The following is a 19,123-nucleotide window of genomic DNA, read 5'->3' as shown; positions in this document are numbered from 1 at the left end:
CCACAATCAAATGGGGAAATCCCCCAGAAGGCCAGTCCACGCGAGCCGGCTTTTGGGGCACAAAAGCCGAACTCACGGGACAGGCGATTCGTGCAGTGCCGACATGCACCGGGTATCCGCGAAGAAGGAGACTCGCACACACCAATTTGTCATGCTAAACGATTGAACTGAGGGTGCGAAATGGGGAAACTCCCCACTCAACGCGGTAACACGGTCTTGGCAACGCTCCAGCGTTCGCAATTCATCAGAAGTCATGACGGAAGCATCTCGCGTTACTCAACCGAGTTGCCATCGAATATCGGTAATCTGGCAATTGCAGTCCAATGAACTCGCGAATGAACCAAGCCGGGCGGGCAGCGAAACGAAACGGGTGAAGAACGGCGTAATATCGTCTGTCAGCTAATCAACTTTATAATACTTTCGTAGAATGATTCGATCCTAACAACATTCCTTCTTTCACGTCGGGGCTCGCGTGACGAGACAAGACTCTAGACCAACCTCGTCACCGACGCATTTTCCTATTGTTGGTGTCGGTTCATCCGCTGGTGGATTTGATGCGATACGGCGAATGCTCCAAGCGATGCCAGACGCTCCGGGCGTCGCCCTGGTCATCATTCAGCACTTGGCACCGGACAAACCCAGTCTTGCTCCTGAGCTACTGGCTCGGTACACAAAAATGGAAGTCAGGCAGGTTGATGATCAGCCAGTCGTTGAGCCAGATCATGTGTACGTCATCCCACCGGGCAAATTCCTGAGCATCGTCAGTGGTAAATTGCAACTGACGCAGATGAAGGGCCCGCGACTTCCTCCCGTGAGTGTTGACTTTTTTTTTCCGAGCATTGGCCAAGGATCAGCGTCAGCGAGCCGTAGGCGTGATCCTATCCGGCACTGGTAGCGATGGGGCGCTCGGTGTCAAGGCGATCAAGGAAGCTGGCGGACTGATTCTGGTTCAAGAAGTTGGCACCGCCGAACATGGCGGTATGCCCGAGCAGGCGATTCGGTCGGGCGTAGTCGATCAAGTGCTTGCTCCCGAGGCCATTCCTGAAGCGCTGATCCGTTTTGCCAAACATGACTACATCTGCAACGATGCAGCCAGTCCAGAATCCGAAGCCGACAAAAGGTGTTTGGGCGTAAGGTTCGGCGACGACAAATCGGATGTTAGCGTCCAAAACGTTGCCTCAAGTGATGATGAACAACCATCACCCTTTGGGCTCGACGCGATCGTCACGCTGTTGCGAAAAAGTGGACATCGCGACTTCCGAAACTACAAAGATGCCACGCTGCTGCGCCGCACGCGCCGACGTATGTGCTTGCATCACATTGACGAAATTGAGGACTATCTTGCTTATCTGAAAGTGACCCCCGCTGAAATCAAATCGCTGGCGAGCGACCTGCTAATGAGCGTCACCGACTTTTTTCGAGATCCCGAAGCGTGGAGCGCGTTGGCCAGCCAAGTGATTCCAGATCTCGTTGAAAAGAAGTCGGCAGAAGAAGCCGTACGCGTTTGGGTAGCTGGCTGTGCGACCGGTGAGGAAGCCTATACAATCGCGATGTTGATACTGGAAGAGATCAGCCAGCAGAAGAAATCAAATCGGTTGCAAGTCTTCGCGTCTGATATCGGCAAACGAGCGATTGACGAAGCTCGCGCCGGAAGGTATCCGGTCAGCATCGTGGCCGATGTCTCGGCTGAGCGGATTCAGCGATTCTTCAAATTGGAAGATGGCAATCTTCACTTTCAAGTCAAAAAGCCGTTGCGGGAAACCATTGACTTCGCTGAGCAAAACCTTCTCGCCGATCCGCCGTTTTCACATCTCGATTTGATCCTCTGCCGCAACGTTCTAATTTACCTGAATCCGGACACGCAGCAGAAGTTGATCGGACTGTTTCACTTCGCCTTGCGACAACAGGGATACCTGATGCTGGGAACGGCCGAGACGATCGGGAGGCAAGACGATTTGTTTGAGACGCTAAATAAACGATGGCGGATCTACCGCAGCATTGGGCCGCCACGTCACGACCGCTTGGATTTCCCGGCGACATCGGGCTCGATCCCGCGAGCTAGCGATTTCGCGGAACTAGCATTGCCACGACGTGATCATCAGGTTTCGCATCTGGCTCAAGAAATACTAATCGACATGATGGCACCTCGTGCCATACTCGTGGATCGTCACTGGCGGATACTTTACATCAGTGGCGACGTCAATCCGTACATTTTGTATAAGCCCGGCGTTCCCAACGAAGATTTGCTCAGCAAGGTTCGTGCAGGCTTGCGAAACAAACTGCGTGGTGCGGTTCACAAAGCATTGGAAGAAAAGTCCAGCGTTAGTGTTCAATGCCGCATGCACAGAGACGGTACGTACTATCCCGTTCGTGTCGAAGTTCGCTATGTGACCGATCGCAAGCACCAGGAAGCATTCGCGCTCATTGTTTTCGAAGAGTTAGAAAGTCCCCCTTCGGCAGGAAACTGGCCAGCCAATGCGCTAAGCAGCGATCAACCCACTTTAGAAACCAACATTCAAAGCTCGTCGGTGTCTGACGGCTTCGACGGGATAGATGTCGACGAAGATTCGATTATCCGTCAATTGGAAGAGGAACTTTTAGCGACCAAGGATGATTTGCAAATCACGATTGAGCAGTTTGAAGCTTCCAAAGAAGAGTTCAAAGCCAGCAACGAAGAAGTGATGAGTATCAATAAAGAACTTCAGAGTACAAACGAAGAGCTGGAAACCAGCAAAGAGGAACTGCAATCGCTAAACGAAGAATTATCAACCGTCAATCTCCAGCTTGGTTCCAAAGTCGAGGAACTGGAGATCAAGCACGCCGACTTAGAGAATTTGATCTCAGCCACGGATATGGCCACTGTCTGCTTGGATACGAGCCTTCAAATTCGTTGGTTCACACCCGCGTCTCAGCAGACCATCCGCATCCGAATATCGGACATTGACCGACCGCTGCGAGACTTACAACACGATTTTGTGACCAATGATTTGCATGAGGCATGTGAGCGAGTTTTAAAGGACTTGATCCCGGCGCAGCATGAAATGGATTGCACGGACGGACGTTCTTTTGTCCGGCGAATCGTTCCCTACCGTACGGATGAGCATCGCATCGGCGGTATAGTGATCACGATGGTGGATATTACGTTGCAGCGGCAGCGAGAACGACAACTCCAGGCCAGTGAGGAACGATTGCGTGAGTTAACGAAGAATTTGGAGAGCCAAGCTCGTGAGCGGACGGAACTGCTTGGAATTCTGCAACACGTCACGCGGCTGGCGAACGAAGCCACCTCGATTGAGGAAACTCTGCGTTCATCCCTTGCCAAAATCACCGAATTCAATGGTTGGTTCGTCGGCCATGTGTGGCAGCTCGCCAATGACAGTACACCAGACGATCCGCAATTAGAAAGCTCCGGCATTTGGTGCATCAATCAAAGGCCTGATCATTTACAAAGTATCAACCAAGGCGTGCCTGCGTCGGTTGCCGGTCATGAAACTGCGGCAGGCGGAACTGTGGCTATAGCCAATTCGGCCAGTGATGAGGCATTCCACGAATTCCAACGCATGTCTGCCAGATTACGACTTTCCAAAGGAGATGGTCTTGTTGGCCGAGTGATGCAATCGGGGCGGCCCGAATGGGTTAATGACATCTGCGACCAGCCGGATGCTTTGCGTCGCATGATCAGCGGATTGCCACTACACGCCGCAACCGCGTTTCCGATCACGATTGGAACGGAAGTCGTCGCCGTGATGGAGATCTTCTCCGATCGAAAAATCGAACCACAGCAGCGGTTTTTGGAAATCATTCCTGACATCGGAATCCAGCTCGGTCACGCGATCGGCCGCAGTCGTCTGCAAAGCATCGTCGCCAGCATTGCCGACGCAGAGCAACGTCGAATTGGCCGTGAGTTACATGATGGCATCGCTCAGCAACTGACCGGAGGCGCCTTGATCGCTCAGTCACTCAAACACTCACTTCCGGAAGCGATGCAGACGGAGATCGAAAGCATGAACCATCTGATTGAAATCTTGAATCAAACTCAGGACGACGTTCGCCACCTGTCCAGCGGTTTGCTTCCCGATCCGGTTCACGCGGACGATCTGATTCCCGCCCTACGCGGCCTCGCAGCGACGACAAGTGAACGGTTTGACGTTTGCTGCGAAGTCGTCGACGAAGGTATTGATGAATCGTTGATACGCAATGACGCCACCGCCGATTTGATATTTCACATTGCCCGCGAAGCGATTCACAACGCAGTCAAGCACGCGGATGCTGATAAAATCGAAATGAAAGTCGGCATCGGTGACACGTTTCGGTTAATCGTGCATGACGACGGAAAGGGATTTGACACCCACCATCGCAAAGCAAAGACCAACGGGCTACGTATCATGCAATTTCGAGCCGAATCCGTCGGCGGCAGAATTGAAATTGAATCATCACGGGCGCACGGAACAAGTGTTTTGCTAAACATCCCAGTATCTGCCATGCGTTGACAGACGCCGAACCGCTCCGCCGGCTCGTAGAAAATCATTCGATCGGCGGAGCGATCGAACGACAATCTGGCAGCCGATTAAATGAAAGGGCGAATCGACGATGACGACTACTAGCACTTCCGGTAAACCGGCTCGTATCGCCGTGGTCGATGATCACGGCATTGTGCGGTTTGGTTACGCCCAGTTGATCAATCAAGAACCAACACTTGAGGTCTGTGGAATGGCTTCCACTGAACAGGAAGGCTTGCAGATGCTCCGTGAACAGCAACCAGATCTCGCCATCATTGATCTTTCGCTGGATGAAGGAGACGGGTTGGACCTGATCAAGTCGGCTATGTCAATCAATCCCGAGATTAAAATACTTGTCATTTCCGCACATGACGAAAACCTATACGCGCACCGCGTTTTGGCTGCTGGCGCACTTGGTTTCATCAACAAGCGAAGAGCACCTGAGAAACTAATCGACGGAATCCAAGCCATTTTGCGAGGCAACTTCTTTTTCAGTGAGGAGGTCACCAAGACGTTGATCCGCGGCCGTGTGGGCAACCATCGGACCCTCGCGCCAGTCGGTATCGACTCCTTGACCAATCGCGAGTTGCAAGTATTGGAGCATGTTGGCAAGGGCCAATGCACGCGGCAAATCGCGGACGCCATGTACTTGAGTGCCAAGACCATCGAACGCCACAAAGAGAACATCAAGCAAAAACTAGGAATCGAAAACGCTACCCAATTGGTCCAGCGTGCAACCCAGTGGGTGCTCGGTCGCGGTTTTTGACATATAGAACGGATGTTCAGAATTACAATTCGAGCCATCGATTTTCGGAATCTGCGTGTAGCAAGATGTACCTAATTGCCCAGGATCCCCCAAGTCCACCTCAATTCGAGTGGCCTGAGTGCCCCTTGAAAATCAAATGGTGTGCAAAAAACCCTCCAAAACGGACTAGGTTTGCAGCACGACTGCCACTATTGATACTCACCCTACAGCCATGGTGAAATACAGCAAGGTTCGTCGCAGTATCGCAGCGGACGATTGCTGTTGTTTACAGCTTATGACCTGGAAGGCTTCTCATTAATGAGACTCACCTCCGCAAATGGAAACGCGGCTGTGATTGGGAGGGTGAACCTAGCTCGCGAACCGCGGAACTCTAATTATGATCTCAGTCCCTGCCGCCTCGCGGATTTTCTTTTTCACTGAACCGACAGATATCCGAGCGGCTCGCATCACCCCTGGCCTATCCACGAGAAGTATTTTGGTGCGTTCGTCGCCGGAAGGCTCTATGAATGCACTCGCGTCCAGAGATGGCCGCGATGGTCACTGGCTCGATGCTGCGTCCCGCGTGGGGAAAGGGTCGTTACCCGCTTCAGCAAACACGGGCTGCAGGTATTCTTGGACATTGCGAATCGCGGTGAACACGCGACCAAATGGACGATTGCTGTACGCGTCGGTCAGAGCGTCAGTCTTGACGGGTTGCCCATGGCAATCGAACACTCCCATGATCTCCCCGTCAGAAGAACGCTTGATGAGCTGACTGCCAGTCTTACGGAGCTTTCCAAACGACAATGACCGAATGTCGTCGCCATCGGCTCGAATGCGTTTGATCAACCGATCGAAGTGATTCGGGATCATTTGGTTTGTGTTGCCGGCTTTGGTGGACTTATCGAGAGCGGTGCCCGCCCTGTTGACTACTAGCACCGCATGAGGGCCGTAGCCGGGGAATGTTCTGCGATGCTTCATCGCCCACTGGATGGCCTGGACGGTCAATGGGAAGAGAATGTGCTCTCCATAAACGCCGCTCTTGCGACGGACCCGCTTGATGAAGGAATCCTCCGCGGTCGAATTGAAGTCCAGAATTTCCTGGTGCCGGGGTGAGTGGGCCGAGAACAAGTGCACTTCGCCTACCAGTGTTGATGCGATCTCTGCACGACCGAAGCCGCAATTGAGCCCCATCAAAAGCAAGAGCCGATCAAACGGATGTCCATACCGCATCAGCAGTTTCAGTTCATCAAGTGAGAACGTATCTACCTGCTCCAAGCTCTTTCGTGCATGGTCGACAGCAAGACGTCTGATTCGCGTGTCCATGTCGCCGAAAGCAATGGGTTTTGACCACTCGAATCGCGAACTGGAGTCCAGCCATTTTAAAAAGCGAGTGAGTGCGCTCAAATAGTTTTTGCAGCTTTTCGCCGTCATCGGAGTCGTTGTTCTGAGCTTGCAGGGGCGTCGACGCCAGTACCCGATTAGTTCGTTGATTTCGGAAGAATCGAGCTCACTGATCGGGCGGTCCCCGTGATGCTGAATCAGGGTTTCCACCTGCTTCACCTGAGTTTTACCCCCGGGGGAAATTTGTTTGACTCTGGGCGGTGGAACTCGCGCTCGAGGTACTCTTGATATTTCTTCATTGCTTGGTGCAGCATTCCTTCGATCGCAATTGCGTCTGCTGGCTCCACGCACGATGTCACTTCGGAGCGAGACAAGTGACGCGCATCGCTGTCGGGCAATTCTTCGCCAACAAACGGTTTGTCGGGAACGACGTCCGGCTTGGGAGAGGTAAGCGGCACTCCCGCAGCAACAAGCACCCGCTCAGACTCTTGCATCGCCAAGATTTTTGCGGGATCCACGTTTTCTAGTCGCGTGTGGACGGACGCAAGCTGGCCATCGTCGTTGATTGCTTCCAATCTCGTCAGATTTTCCTCTCCGATTCGATAGACGCGTCGATCCTCTGGTAGAACGAGAATGACCGTGAAACGCATTTGGAGCCTCTGCAGTCGCTTCGCGTAGTTTGTCGGCGTCTCACCACCGTTGCGGGGCAGGACAAACTCACTTGCCCCTTTAGCGGTGGCTCGGGCCACTTCTAATTCGGTTTCGCACCAGAGTGGGGCCGGTTCGCGCGAGCGGCTCGCGATTAAAGTCCAGATTTCCCGAAGCTTGACCTCGCGAATCTCAGCCTGGCGGAGGTCGGTACCTAAGATGAATTTGTGCTGCTGCCGGATGCCGGATTTACTTAGCTTCCAGCCTATCTGACGGGTGTAGTATCCCCGGCTGTCGGGTTTCCATTGACGACGCGCTCGCGTGACCATTTGGCACCACTCCTGCCAGTCTTATCGGTACATCAGGGTCCCTGACAGGCTTCTTATCGGAACATCGCATTTTCGAGACAAAATTGACCGCCCGAGAAAGTCGCATAAACGACGCGAATACCAATAAAAATAGCCACTTACCGACTGGCGGCAAGTGGCTCTAAAGCGGAGGACTCGGGCCACAGCGGCTGAGGCGAGAAATACTCTGCCAAGCAGGAATTGAGGGTGTCGTCGCCAACACGCTCTTGAATGCAACAAATGTGGCGGCGCAATAAACGCATCGTCTAGTGCTAATCAATATCGAGAAATTGAGCCGTTGACCTAAGTGACTCGGCCTGTCAACATCGCCACGACCAACTCCGCTCCACTTCCTGAAACGACACAGATGTAGCAAAATGTAGTTAATTGCCAGAAACTAACCCAAAACGAACCAAATTTGATGCCTTTTCCGATCTCCAAAAACTAAGCGAAACCCAAGGGATTTCGGCAAATCGAGTCTTGAAATGTGCCAGCTTCATCCATGCTGGAAGCCTATCCCACATTTTTCAAACTACTAGGAAACGACAACTCGATGTGTGGGATTACCGGGGCGGTTTGGTTGGACGCGAGGGCTGCGGTCGATGCGTCGCTGCTGAACAAAATGACCGATTCGATAGCGCATCGCGGGCCCGATGATTCGCAAACGTGGATGGACACTCACCACCACGATGCTTACGGCAATGCGGTCGGCGTTGGGCTGGGGTTTCGCCGGCTGAGCATCATCGATCTCGAGGGGGCTCGCCAGCCGATGGCCAACGAGGACGGCAGCGTCCGCATGGTCTTTAACGGCGAGATCTTCAATTTCAAAACGCTTCGCCGTCGGCTCGAAGGAACCGGGCACACCTTTGCCACGCATGGCGATGGCGAGCCGGTTTTGCATCTGTACGAGGACGTCGGTACCGATTGTTTTTCGCAGCTCAACGGTATGTTTGCGATCGCAATCTGGGACGCCAAGCGAAATCGGCTAGTGCTCGCACGCGACCGGATCGGGCAAAAGCCGCTCTATTATGCACTCAAAGATAACCGGCTGGTTTTTGGCAGCGAGCTGAAGTGCCTCGTTGCCGCCGGAGGCGTTTGCAACGAGATTGATCCCGCGGCGATCGACGAATTTTTGACCTATCAATACATCCCGCCTCCGGGAACGATTTGGAAGGGCGTGCGGAAGTTGCCGCCGGGACATTTTGCGGTCTTTGAAAACGGGCAGGTTCGCGTCGAGCGTTATTGGAACTATGACCCCTCGATCGAAATTCCGATCTCACACGGCGACGCGTGCGACCGGTTGCGAGAGCTGTTGACCGATTCGGTCCGGTTGCGAATGCAGAGTGATGTACCGCTTGGATCGTTTTTGTCAGGCGGTATCGATTCGTCGTTGATCACGGCGATCGCACAATCGCTTTCGGATCAACCGATCAAAACGTTTAGTATCGGATTCCCCGTCGCGGATTTCGACGAAACCGCCTACGCCGCCCAAGTGGCCAAGCATCTTGGGACCGACCATCAGCGCTTTGAAGTGATGCCGCACGGTGTCGATGTGATCGACAAACTTGTCTGGCACTACGACGAGCCATTCGGCGATTCGTCGGCGGTTCCGACTTGGTATTTGTCCGAATTGACACGCAAACAGGTGACGGTCGCTTTGTCGGGTGACGGCGGCGACGAGTTGTTTGCCGGTTACGAGCGGTACCGTGCGTTATGGCTCAGCAATAAACTGCAAAAGATGTTTCCGCTGCATCAGGTTCCAGGGATCGGCTTGGTCCAGCGGTTGCCAGATTCCGAGAAGCGTCGGTCGGTCGTGCGGCGAGCCAAGCGGTTTCTCGAGGCGCTGGGGCAACCGACGGCACGTCGCTATTTAAATTGGCTGCAAATCTTTCCCGAATCGCTTCGCGCGTCGTTGTACAGCGACGACTTTGTTGAGCGTTTGCCGGGAGACGACCCTTTTGATTTTCTTGATGCCGCCTGGGCTCGTTCCAAAGGTCGCGACGTGGTGAGCCGCGCTTCGGCGAGCGATGTGTTGACTTATTTGCCGTGTGATTTGTGCACCAAAGTTGACATTGCGTCGATGGGCAACGCGTTGGAAGTGCGTCAGCCGTTGTTGGATTACCGCGTGGTGGAATTTGCTGCAACGCTTCCGGTGCGATATAAATTCCGGGGTGGTCGAGGCAAATTGATTTTGCAGGACACGTTTGGATCAATGATTCCGCCATCGATTTTCACGCGAAAAAAGATGGGCTTCGGGATTCCGATTGCGAATTGGTTCCGCGACGAATTGAAGCCGATGGTTCACGAAACGTTGTTGGCCGAGGATGCAAAGATCCAGCCGTTTTTGCGTCGCGACCGTGTTGCCGAATTGGTGCGATCCCACGAACAAAACGAACAGAATCACGGTTACCGATTGTGGAATTTGCTGATCCTTGAAAAGTGGTTACGGCGCTGGACTTGATCGCTGGGGAATCGCCAAGCTGTCGCTGTCCACCGTTAACGATATAGCAAAGGTTTGGTGGGACTGCGTAGCAATCGAAATCGTTTAAGGTCACTATCATCTCGGATCATTCGCTATAGAATTGTTAGAACCAGAACGGCGGAACTGGTAAGATGCGGATTCAACGAGTGCGTCGATCATGAATCGGACTGACACTAGAGCTCCCTCTTCAGGAAACCGTTGCTTTTCAAATGGCCTCACAATCTCAAAGCCAGACTCAGTCGATCGCCCCACCCAAATTGTTGGGCTATCAAACCGACGGGTTTTTCGATGAATTAGTCGACGACAAAACGGTCGCCCGGCCGGACGCGGAGTTGTTGATCGACCGGATCAACAGGTTGCCCGCCGAAGAATTGTTACGTCGGCAGAAGGCGATCGAACGTGCCCTCTATCAAATGGGAATCACGTTTACGGTCTACAGCGATGCGGCGGGGACGGAAAAGATCATGCCTTTTGATATCGTGCCGCGAATCGTTTCGACGATGCTGTGGCATCATATTGAAGCGGGGCTGAAGCAACGCATTAAAGCTTTGAATCTGTTTCTCGGTGACATCTATAACGAGCAGCAAATCGTCAAGGATGGCGTCATCCCGCGTGACTTGATCGATTCGGCATCGACGTTTTTGCCACAATGTGTTGGCTTAAAGCCGCCTCGCAATGTTTGGTGTCATGTCACCGGAACCGACCTTGTCCGTGACAATACCGGCGCGGTTTACGTACTCGAAGATAATCTGCGTTGCCCCTCGGGCGTTTCCTACGTGTTGCAAAATCGGCACGTGATGAAAAAGAACTTTCCGCAAGTTTTCAGTGCGTCACGCGTCCGGCCGGTGCGTGATTATCCGGCTCGCTTGTATCAGATGTTGCGAGGCATGGCACGCGAGGATATCAATGATCCCACGGTGGCGGTGTTAACGCCCGGTGTTTTTAATAGCGCCTATTACGAGCATTCGTACTTGGCCCAGCAAATGGGAGTCGAGCTTGTCGAAGGCCGCGACTTGGTGGTGGAAAAAGACATCGTCTACATGCGGACCACCGATGGGCTGCAGCAAGTCGATGTGTTGTACCGACGTGTCGACGATATCTTCCTCGATCCCGACGTGTTCCGCGCCGATTCGATGCTTGGCGTGAAAGGGTTGATGAGTGCTTATCGTGCCGGCAACGTCGCTTTGGCGAACGCACCGGGAACCGGGATCGCCGACGACAAGGTGATCTATGCGTTTGTCCCCGATATGATTCGCTACTATCTGAACGAGGAAGCGATTCTCGCCAATGTGCCCACCTATGTCTGCTCGCGAGCCGAAGACCGCAAATACGTGCTTGCTCATTTGGACGAGTTGGTTGTCAAAGCCGCCAACGAATCGGGTGGCTACGGGATCTTGATTGGGCCTCATGCGACCAAGAAAGAGCGGGCCGAGTTTGCGGAGAAAATCCGCGAAAACCCACGTAATTTTGTTGCCCAACCAACACTGCAACTGTCTCGAATGCCCACGCTTGCCGATGGCAATATCGAGGGGCGACATGTCGATTTGCGGCCCTACATTCTTTGCAATAGCGAAGATGACGTGTGGGTGATGCCCGGCGGATTGACTCGCGTGGCACTGCGGAAAGGGTCGCTGGTTGTGAATTCGTCGCAGGGCGGCGGCAGCAAAGACACGTGGGTCGTTGCCGATCCAGGGCAATCCGTTGCGATCGATGAACTCAGTTAGCGAGCGGCCTGTATTTTATCGCCGTTTCGTCTCGCGCGCGAGCAGGCGGCGGAGCGTGTTATTTTGGCGAATCACTTGGTAATCCTGCCCCTCGTCATTCATTCAACTTCCTTTTTCTTCTGACACAATACTCCCATGCTTTCTCGTGTTGCTGAATCAATCTATTGGATGAGCCGCCAGGTAGAACGAGCGGAGAATCTTGCCCGGTTTCTGGAGATCACGCTTGGGATCGTGCTGGATCAACCCGAGAATTTGGTCGATCCCTGGGAACCGCTTGTGCAGGTCACCGGAGACAATGAATGGTTTGCAAAGAAGTATGGCGAGGCCAATGCGCAAAACGTCGTCCAATTTCTAGCGTTTGATACCGAATACCATAGTTCGATGCTGACATCGCTACGGTGTGCACGCGAAAACGCGAAAAGTGTTCGCGAGGGATTGTCGTCTGAAGCATTCCTGCAGATCAACGAGTTCTATCACTTCGTGAACGATTCGGTGGCCGAGACGATTACTGATCCGACGGCCGAGTTCTTTGATGTGGTGCGGCAACATGCTTTGTTTTGGTCCGGAGTGCTCGACAGCACGATGGCGCATGACACCGGATGGCATTTTGCCAACCTCGGTCGACTGATCGAACGTGCCGACAAGACGTCGCGAATTTTGGATGTCAAATACTTTAATTTGTTGCCTCGCGTCGATGATGTGGGGACCGCTGTGGATGATTTGCAGTGGTCGGCGCTGTTGTTGGCGATCAGTGGATTTGAAACGTATCGCCGCGAACACCATTTGATGGACATCGAGAAAGTGGTCAGCTTTTTCTTGTTCCATCGTACCTTTCCGCGTTCAATTTTGTCCTGCGTCGCGGGTGCCGATGCATCGTTGGATGCGATTCAAGAGGTTTCGAATTCCGCGTCATCGGGCACGGCGAAGAAGCAGATGGCGGCGCTGCGGCATCGGATGTCCTCGACCAATGTGAAAGAGGTGTTGGCCGGTGGGATGCATCAATTTATCGACAATTTGCAGCAAGAGCTAAACCAAATCGGTAGCTCGCTAAATCAAGACTATTTCAATATATCGACGGCTCCATGACCATTCGTGTCGCACTGCATCACCAAACACGCTACCTGTATTCGCGTGCGATTCATTTGGGGCCTCAATTGGTGCGGCTTCGCCCAGCGTATCATGGGCGGACGAAGATTGATGCGTACAACCTAAAAGTCGAACCGAGGGATCATTTTGTCAATTGGCAACAAGATCCGTTTGCCAATCCGATTGCCCGCTTTGTCTTTCAAAAACCGACGAAAGAACTTTGTGTGACGGTCGATTTGACCGCGGACATGACGGTCATCAACCCGTTTGACTTCTTTGTCGAATCGTATGCGGAAAATTGGCCATTTGATTATGACGCCGACGTCAAACAGCAACTTGCGCCGTATCTGACGAAGCCGGTTGGGACGAAGAGGTTTGACGAGTGGGTTGCGTCGCTACCCAAGGTGACAACGTCCATCAATGACTTTTTAGTCGAGATCAATCGCTTGACCCAGCAGCGAGTCAAGTACTTGGTGCGAATGGAACCGGGCGTGCAAACGCCTGAACAAACGTTGAAGTTGGGCAGCGGTTCGTGTCGTGATTCGGCTTGGTTGCTGGTCGAAACGTTTCGCCAATTGGGATTGGCGGCGCGGTTTGTCTCGGGATACCTGATCCAATTGACCGCAGACGAAAAACCGTTGGAAGGGCCTGCGGGACCGATCGCCGATTTTTGTGACCTGCATGCCTGGACCGAAGTCTTCTTGCCCGGAGCGGGCTGGGTCGGACTTGACCCCACCAGCGGTCTGTTCGCGGGCGAAGGCCACATTCCGCTTGCCTGTACACCGTCTTACACCGGTGCTGCACCGATCACGGGCGGTCACGAGGCGTGTGAGGTCGAATTCGAGCATACGATGACCGTGTCGCGGATCTACGAAGATCCTCGTGTCACCAAGCCTTACTCGGAAAAACAGTGGTCCGAAATTCTGCAAAGCGGTCAAGAAATCGACGAGCGGTTGCGGAAAAATGATGTGCGTTTGACGATGGGCGGCGAACCGACGTTTGTTTCCATCGACAATATGGAAGACCCTCAGTGGAACACCGATGCGGTCGGCGAAGAGAAGCGGGTGCTCAGCAACGTGTTGCTGCTGCGGCTTCGCGACCAGTTTGCTCCGGGCGGTTTGTTGCATTATGGCCAAGGCAAGTGGTACCCCGGCGAATCGCTGCCGCGTTGGGCATTGACGTGTATGTGGCGACGTGATGGACAGCCCGTCTGGAATGATCCGCAATACATCGCCGATGAAGGTAAGGATTACGGATTAACCGCCGACGACGCGAGTCGATTTGTGCAAATCTTGGCGTCCGAGCTGGGTATCAATGCCAAGATGTCGTTCCCGGTTTACGAAGACGTGTTTCACTACTTGTGGCGAGAAAATCGCTTGCCGGTGGATGTCGACCCGACAGACTCGAAATTGGACGATCCCAACGAACGCGCGATGATGATGCGTACGTTCACCCAGGGGCTCAGTAAGCCGGTGGGGTGTGTGTTGCCGTTGCGGCGGGCTTGGTGGCAAGCCAATCCGGGATGGATCAGCGGGCGATGGCCGGTCCGCGCCGAAAAACTGTATCTGATTCCTGGCGATTCACCGATTGGACTGCGTTTGCCGCTTGAATCGTTACCCAGTGGTACAAGTTCCAGTGCGGTATTTCATACGACGCCTGCGGATCCGTTCGCGGCACATCCTCCGTTGCCACCGTTAGGAAAAGGAAACGAATCGGTTATTCTCGGCGGTGAAGAATTGGCGACGCTCCCGGTTAACGAGCAGACGCTCGACGAAGAGGATCCCGACGATTTGCCGACCAGCGACGATGTGATCAGCACAGCGCTGTGTGTGGAGTGTCGGTTTGGGCGGTTGCATGTCTTTATGCCTCCGACACAGCGACTCGAAGATTACCTTGACCTCGTATCGGCGATTGAACAGACCTGTGTGAAATTGGATGTTCCGGTGATCTTGGAGGGCTATCTGCCACCGCCTGATGACCGCATCGAGTATTTCAAAGTGACGCCGGATCCGGGGGTGATCGAGATCAACACTCAGCCGACTGATTCGTGGGAATCGTTGGTGCATCTAACCGAGACACTGTACGAGGAAGCGAAACAGAGTCGACTTGGCGCCGAAAAATTTGACCTTGACGGACGTCACACTGGCACGGGTGGAGGAAGCCATATCGTGCTTGGTGGATCGACGCCGCCGGAAAGTCCGTTTATTCGGCGACCGGATTTGTTGGCCAGCATGATTCGGTTTTGGAATAACCATCCTGCACTTTCGTATTTGTTTAGCGGTCGTTTTATTGGCCCGACCAGCCAAGCGCCGCGGATGGACGAAGCACGTGTCGACGCGGTCTACGAGATGGAGATTGCGCTGAGCCAACTTAACACGCTTGGCGAGAATCAACCGCCATGGTTGGTTGATCGTTTGTTCCGCGATCTGTTGGTCGATTTGACCGGCAACACGCATCGCACCGAGATTTGCATAGACAAACTTTATTCGCCGGACTCGTCGACCGGCCGACTTGGGCTTGTCGAGCTGCGTGGATTCGAGATGCCACCGAACCCGCGAATGAACCTCGCTCAACAGTTATTGATTCGTGCTGCGATTGCCGTATTCTGGGAAAAACCGTATCAAGAGCCAATGTCACGTTGGCAAACCACGCTGTACGATCGCTTTATGTTGCCTCATTTCGTCTGGCAAGATCTTTGTGATTTGATCGACGATCTGAATCGCCGCGGTGCCACGTTGCGTTCGGAATGGTTTGCACCGCAACACGAATTCCGTTTTCCAAAGATCGGCGAAGTCACCCATCAAGGCGTCCAATTGCGGCTGCGAAGTGGGATCGAGCCGTGGTATGTGATGGGCGAAGAACCGGGATCGGGCGGGACGGCTCGCTATGTCGATTCGTCACTCGAGCGACTCGAGATACTTGTCGACGGAATGGACTCGGCTCGCTATGCGGTATTGTGCAATCAGGTCCGTGTACCGATGCATCCGACCGGGGTCCAGAACCAATATGTTGCGGGCGTTAAATATCGTGCTTGGCAACCGCCGCGGTGTTTACATCCGACGATTGGTATTCACACGCCTCTAAAATTCGATATCGTCGATCTTCGCAATCGTCAATCGATTGGCGGATGTCGTTACCATGCGGTGCATCCGGCGGGACGCAGCCATGAACGGTTCCCGATCAATGCGAGCGAAGCCGAATCGAGACGGGCGGCTCAGTTTGAACGTGCAACGATGAGCGGTGAAAAGTTTGATATCGCGGATCTCCCCCCATTGGCGAACCGATGTGAATATCCGATCACGCTCGATTTGCGGCGTCATGTTCGCAGCTAGGCATGGCCATCAATGTTGTCTAACCCCCAAAGCTAGTAGGGCAATGCTGTGAAGCATTAGAGGCCAATTCATCGTCAATGGAGGCCGAATCGACCAAGGTCGGCGATGGGATGCCAAAAAATGCTGGATTTCAACAAGTCTGAGTTGCAAATCGACCGAATGACGACAGTCATCCCTTGATATAGACTGGCAACTTATCGGCGGCCCGCTTTTCGCTGGAAAGGCCCACGCCGCTGTATGCTTCTTGCTCCTACCTGCGAGTCTGATGGTTTTGACATCGCCCGTTGCCTCGACACCCTCACTCGGCGAATACGCCGCCACGCCAGACCGTTTTGACGAATGCAAAACGCCAGGGGGGAAGCTGCGTCCCCATTGGCAGCCTGTCGCCAATTATCTGCAGTCGCTGGGCAACCAGGGAATGAACGAGCGGGTCGCGACGATCGACGAACTGGTTCACGAAAACGGAACCACGTTTAATGTCGATAGCGAAGAGGGGCGGCTCGTGCGTCCGTGGCGACTGTCCTCGATTCCGCTGGTGATCGATTCCGCTTCCTGGGCCAAACTCGAAGCCGGGCTTGCTCAGCGAACGTTGCTGTTGGAAGCGGTTCTGGAGGATCTGCTCGGCGAGCAGCGTTTGGTCAAGGAGAAGATTGTTCCGCCGGATGTGCTGTGGGCGAATCCTTATTTTCAGCGGGCGTATCACCAGATGCCTAGCTGTGGTGGCAAACGGTTGCATATTACCGCCACCGATATCGCGCGAGCCACTGATGGCACATGGTGGGTGACGAGCGATCGCACTCGAGCACCGAGCGGGCTGGGCTATTTGCTCGAAAACCGCATTGTCACCACGCGTGTGTTCCCGCAGGTGGTTCGCCAGTGCAACACGCGGCGGCTCGCTTCCTTTTTTGATTCGCTACGGAATCATCTTCGTTCGCTCGCTCCACGAATGCGAGATAACCCGCGAGTCGCATTGTTGACGCCGGGGCATGACAGTTATCGTGAGTTTGAAGACGCCTACTTGGCTCGCTATCTCGGTTTGACGTTGGTCGAAGGCACCGACTTGGCCGCGCGAGGTGGCCAGTTGAATCTGAAGACGTTGGGCGGTTTGTTGCCGATCGAGGTGCTTTGGCGTCATGTGTCCGATCGCAAGTGTGATCCGTTGGAACTGGACCCCGATTCGATCGAAGGCGTGACGGGGTTGTTGCGATCGGTACGTGAAAAAAATGTCGCGGTCGTCAACTCGATCGGCAGCGTGATGGCACAAACGCCGGCGCTGCTGCCGTTTCTGCCGGCGGCCAGTCAATTGTTGTTGGGTGAACCGTTGAGTTTGCCGAATGTGGCCACCTATTGGTGTGGTGGCAAAAAAGAGTGTGATTATGTGCTTAGCAATCTTGATTCGTTAGTGATCCGCCCGGCGTTTGTCGTGTCGGGGGTGCCACCCGTGGCTCCGTCGACTTTGTCCAGCTCGGCACGTGACGAATTGGTAGCGGCGATCAAGGACAAACCACGCGAATTCGTGGCTCAACAGAAATTGGCGCATAGCACGACGCCGGTTTGGACCGACGGTCAACTCGAGCCGTGGTTCTTGGCGCTACGTTGTTTTCAATTGCAGACGGCCGAGGGGGTCGAGGTTTTGCCAGGGGCACTTGCGCGTGTCAGCCCGCGAGAACAGGAACTTGATCGTTCGCACGCCAGCGGTCACTTGACGATGGATTGTTGGGTCTCGAGCACCCAGCCGATCGATACCGAAACGACGCTGTTGCCACCTGCGGATGCCAAAATTGTTCTCAAGCGAAGTGGTGATGAGCTGCCCAGTCGTGTGGCGGAACATCTGTTTTGGCTTGGTCGTTATGCCGAGCGTGCGGAAGCGATCACGCGGTTGCTGCGGACGACGATCGTTCGCCTGGCGGGGGAAAACGAGCTTCGCGATATGCCCGAGATTCCTCGCTTGTTAGCCGCGCTGGCGGCAATCGGGCAAATCGAACCGGGCTATGCGGTCACGGGACTTGATGGAAACTTGCCTCGCGTCGAAGACATGCTGCCCAGTTCGATCATGGATCGCAATCAGCCGCGCGGGCTGCAAGCGACGATCCGCTCGATCGTGATGAATGCGAGTGCCGTTCGCGATCGGATTTCCATCGACGCTTATCGAATCATCCAACGTATCGGCAGCGATACCATGGAAAAAACATTGCACCCCGGCGAAAATATGGGGCGAGTGATCGAGCGTTTGAATCTGCTGATCACCGATCTACTGGCCTTTGCCGGTGTCGCCAGCGAAAGTACCACTCGGACGCACGCTTGGCGATTCTTGCAGCTTGGACGACGCATTGAACGTGCGGATCAGACCGCCGAACTGCTTGACGCCACGTTGGTCAATCCGGTCGGCAACGAGACCTCGGTTTGCGAAGGGGTATTGGATGCGCTGGACAGTATGATGACTTATCGCTCGCGATACTTGAACTTGGTTCGTCCCGCACCGACGATTGATTTGTTAGTGACCGACGAAACGAATCCTCGATCGTTAAGTTTTCAGCTGCATGAGATTGCAGCGTTGATTAGCCAATTGCCGACCGGTGCAAAAATTGTCGGTTTGGGGGCGGATGAGAAGGTTGCCAGCCGGATGTTACACCTGTTGCGAATGGCAGATCCCGTTCAGTTAAGCGAAGTGAGTGGAAATAAAAATCGACCTCACCTGGAACGATTGCTCGAGCAGTTGATTCGTGGATTACCGAGTCTGTCCGACGCTATCGCGGCACGCTACCTGATCCACACCGGGACAACGCAAATTCTAACCGGAGTCGGCGCGCCGGAGCTTGATTAAATCCATCCCAACAAGGGGTTCTGGAAATGGACCACTTGCGAAAGAAAACGGAATTCCGTGACAATGGTGAATCCGTGTCGTCCATGACCTAA

The 19,123-nt window shown here is 53.9% G+C and carries 10 protein-coding genes; 8 read left to right on the top strand and 2 right to left on the bottom strand.

Translation table 11 applies throughout. The features are described from left to right. Positions 1-568 precede the first annotated feature (568 nt). From ABD971_RS36135 to ABD971_RS29890, 3 genes are all read left to right on the top strand, one after another. A complete protein-coding gene (locus ABD971_RS36135) occupies positions 569-895 on the top strand; it encodes a chemotaxis protein CheB (RefSeq protein ID WP_425571393.1) in 327 nt (108 codons plus the stop codon). Next, positions 816-4,490 carry a CheR family methyltransferase gene (locus tag ABD971_RS29895; RefSeq protein WP_345327362.1) on the top strand — a complete coding sequence of 1,225 codons (3,675 nt, stop codon included), beginning with the start codon at positions 816-818 and terminating at the stop codon, positions 4,488-4,490. The genes ABD971_RS36135 and ABD971_RS29895 overlap by 80 nt, the downstream gene beginning before the upstream one ends. A 100-nt stretch (positions 4,491-4,590) precedes the next feature. Further along, positions 4,591-5,265 (top strand): response regulator transcription factor, encoded by a 675-nt coding sequence (locus tag ABD971_RS29890; RefSeq protein ID WP_345327361.1) that lies wholly within the window; start codon positions 4,591-4,593, stop codon positions 5,263-5,265. A 537-nt stretch (positions 5,266-5,802) separates the two neighbouring features. Here ABD971_RS29890 and ABD971_RS29885 read toward each other — a convergent pair. Next, positions 5,803-6,570 carry a hypothetical protein gene (locus tag ABD971_RS29885; protein ID WP_345327360.1) on the bottom strand — a complete coding sequence of 256 codons (768 nt, stop codon included), beginning with the start codon at positions 6,568-6,570 and terminating at the stop codon, positions 5,803-5,805. A gap of 233 nt (positions 6,571-6,803) precedes the next feature. Beyond that, positions 6,804-7,565, bottom strand: coding sequence for a hypothetical protein (locus tag ABD971_RS29880; RefSeq protein WP_345327359.1), 762 nt, complete (start codon positions 7,563-7,565; stop codon positions 6,804-6,806). Between the two features lie 571 nt (positions 7,566-8,136). Here ABD971_RS29880 and asnB point away from each other — a divergent pair. From asnB to ABD971_RS29855, 5 genes are all read left to right on the top strand, one after another. Further along, positions 8,137-10,044, top strand: coding sequence for an asparagine synthase (glutamine-hydrolyzing) (asnB, locus tag ABD971_RS29875; protein ID WP_345327374.1), 1,908 nt, complete (start codon positions 8,137-8,139; stop codon positions 10,042-10,044). Between the two features lie 230 nt (positions 10,045-10,274). Continuing rightward, a complete protein-coding gene (locus ABD971_RS29870) occupies positions 10,275-11,789 on the top strand; it encodes a circularly permuted type 2 ATP-grasp protein (protein ID WP_345327358.1) in 1,515 nt (504 codons plus the stop codon). Positions 11,790-11,924: 135 nt separating this feature from the next. After that, positions 11,925-12,875 carry an alpha-E domain-containing protein gene (locus ABD971_RS29865; protein ID WP_339942631.1) on the top strand — a complete coding sequence of 317 codons (951 nt, stop codon included), beginning with the start codon at positions 11,925-11,927 and terminating at the stop codon, positions 12,873-12,875. Continuing rightward, the gene (locus ABD971_RS29860; RefSeq protein ID WP_345327357.1) at positions 12,872-16,207 is read left to right on the top strand and encodes a transglutaminase family protein; all 3,336 of its coding nucleotides are present in this window, start codon (positions 12,872-12,874) and stop codon (positions 16,205-16,207) included. The genes ABD971_RS29865 and ABD971_RS29860 overlap by 4 nt, the downstream gene beginning before the upstream one ends. Positions 16,208-16,472: 265 nt before the next feature. Then, entirely contained in the window at positions 16,473-19,031 is a 2,559-nt protein-coding gene (locus tag ABD971_RS29855; RefSeq protein ID WP_345327356.1) for a circularly permuted type 2 ATP-grasp protein, read from the top strand. Positions 19,032-19,123: the final 92 nt, after the last annotated feature.

It is taken from the genome of Novipirellula rosea (genome assembly GCF_039541335.1).
Classification (GTDB): Bacteria; Planctomycetota; Planctomycetia; order Pirellulales; family Pirellulaceae; genus Novipirellula; species Novipirellula rosea.
Note: the sequence above shows the minus strand (reverse complement) of the source record. Positions and strands in the feature narration are given on the sequence as shown.

Excerpts from the sequence above, each read along its gene's own strand:
- ABD971_RS36135 (WP_425571393.1), top strand. The coding sequence starts at position 569 with ATGCTCCAAGCGATGCCAGACGCTCCGGGCGTCGCCCTGGTCATCATT.
- ABD971_RS29890 (WP_345327361.1), top strand. The coding sequence starts at position 4,591 with ATGACGACTACTAGCACTTCCGGTAAACCGGCTCGTATCGCCGTGGTC.
- ABD971_RS29885 (WP_345327360.1), bottom strand. The coding sequence starts at position 6,570 with ATGGACACGCGAATCAGACGTCTTGCTGTCGACCATGCACGAAAGAGC.
- ABD971_RS29880 (WP_345327359.1), bottom strand. The coding sequence starts at position 7,565 with ATGGTCACGCGAGCGCGTCGTCAATGGAAACCCGACAGCCGGGGATAC.
- asnB (WP_345327374.1), top strand. The coding sequence starts at position 8,137 with ATGTGTGGGATTACCGGGGCGGTTTGGTTGGACGCGAGGGCTGCGGTC.
- ABD971_RS29870 (WP_345327358.1), top strand. The coding sequence starts at position 10,275 with ATGGCCTCACAATCTCAAAGCCAGACTCAGTCGATCGCCCCACCCAAA.
- ABD971_RS29865 (WP_339942631.1), top strand. The coding sequence starts at position 11,925 with ATGCTTTCTCGTGTTGCTGAATCAATCTATTGGATGAGCCGCCAGGTA.
- ABD971_RS29860 (WP_345327357.1), top strand. The coding sequence starts at position 12,872 with ATGACCATTCGTGTCGCACTGCATCACCAAACACGCTACCTGTATTCG.
- ABD971_RS29855 (WP_345327356.1), top strand. The coding sequence starts at position 16,473 with ATGGTTTTGACATCGCCCGTTGCCTCGACACCCTCACTCGGCGAATAC.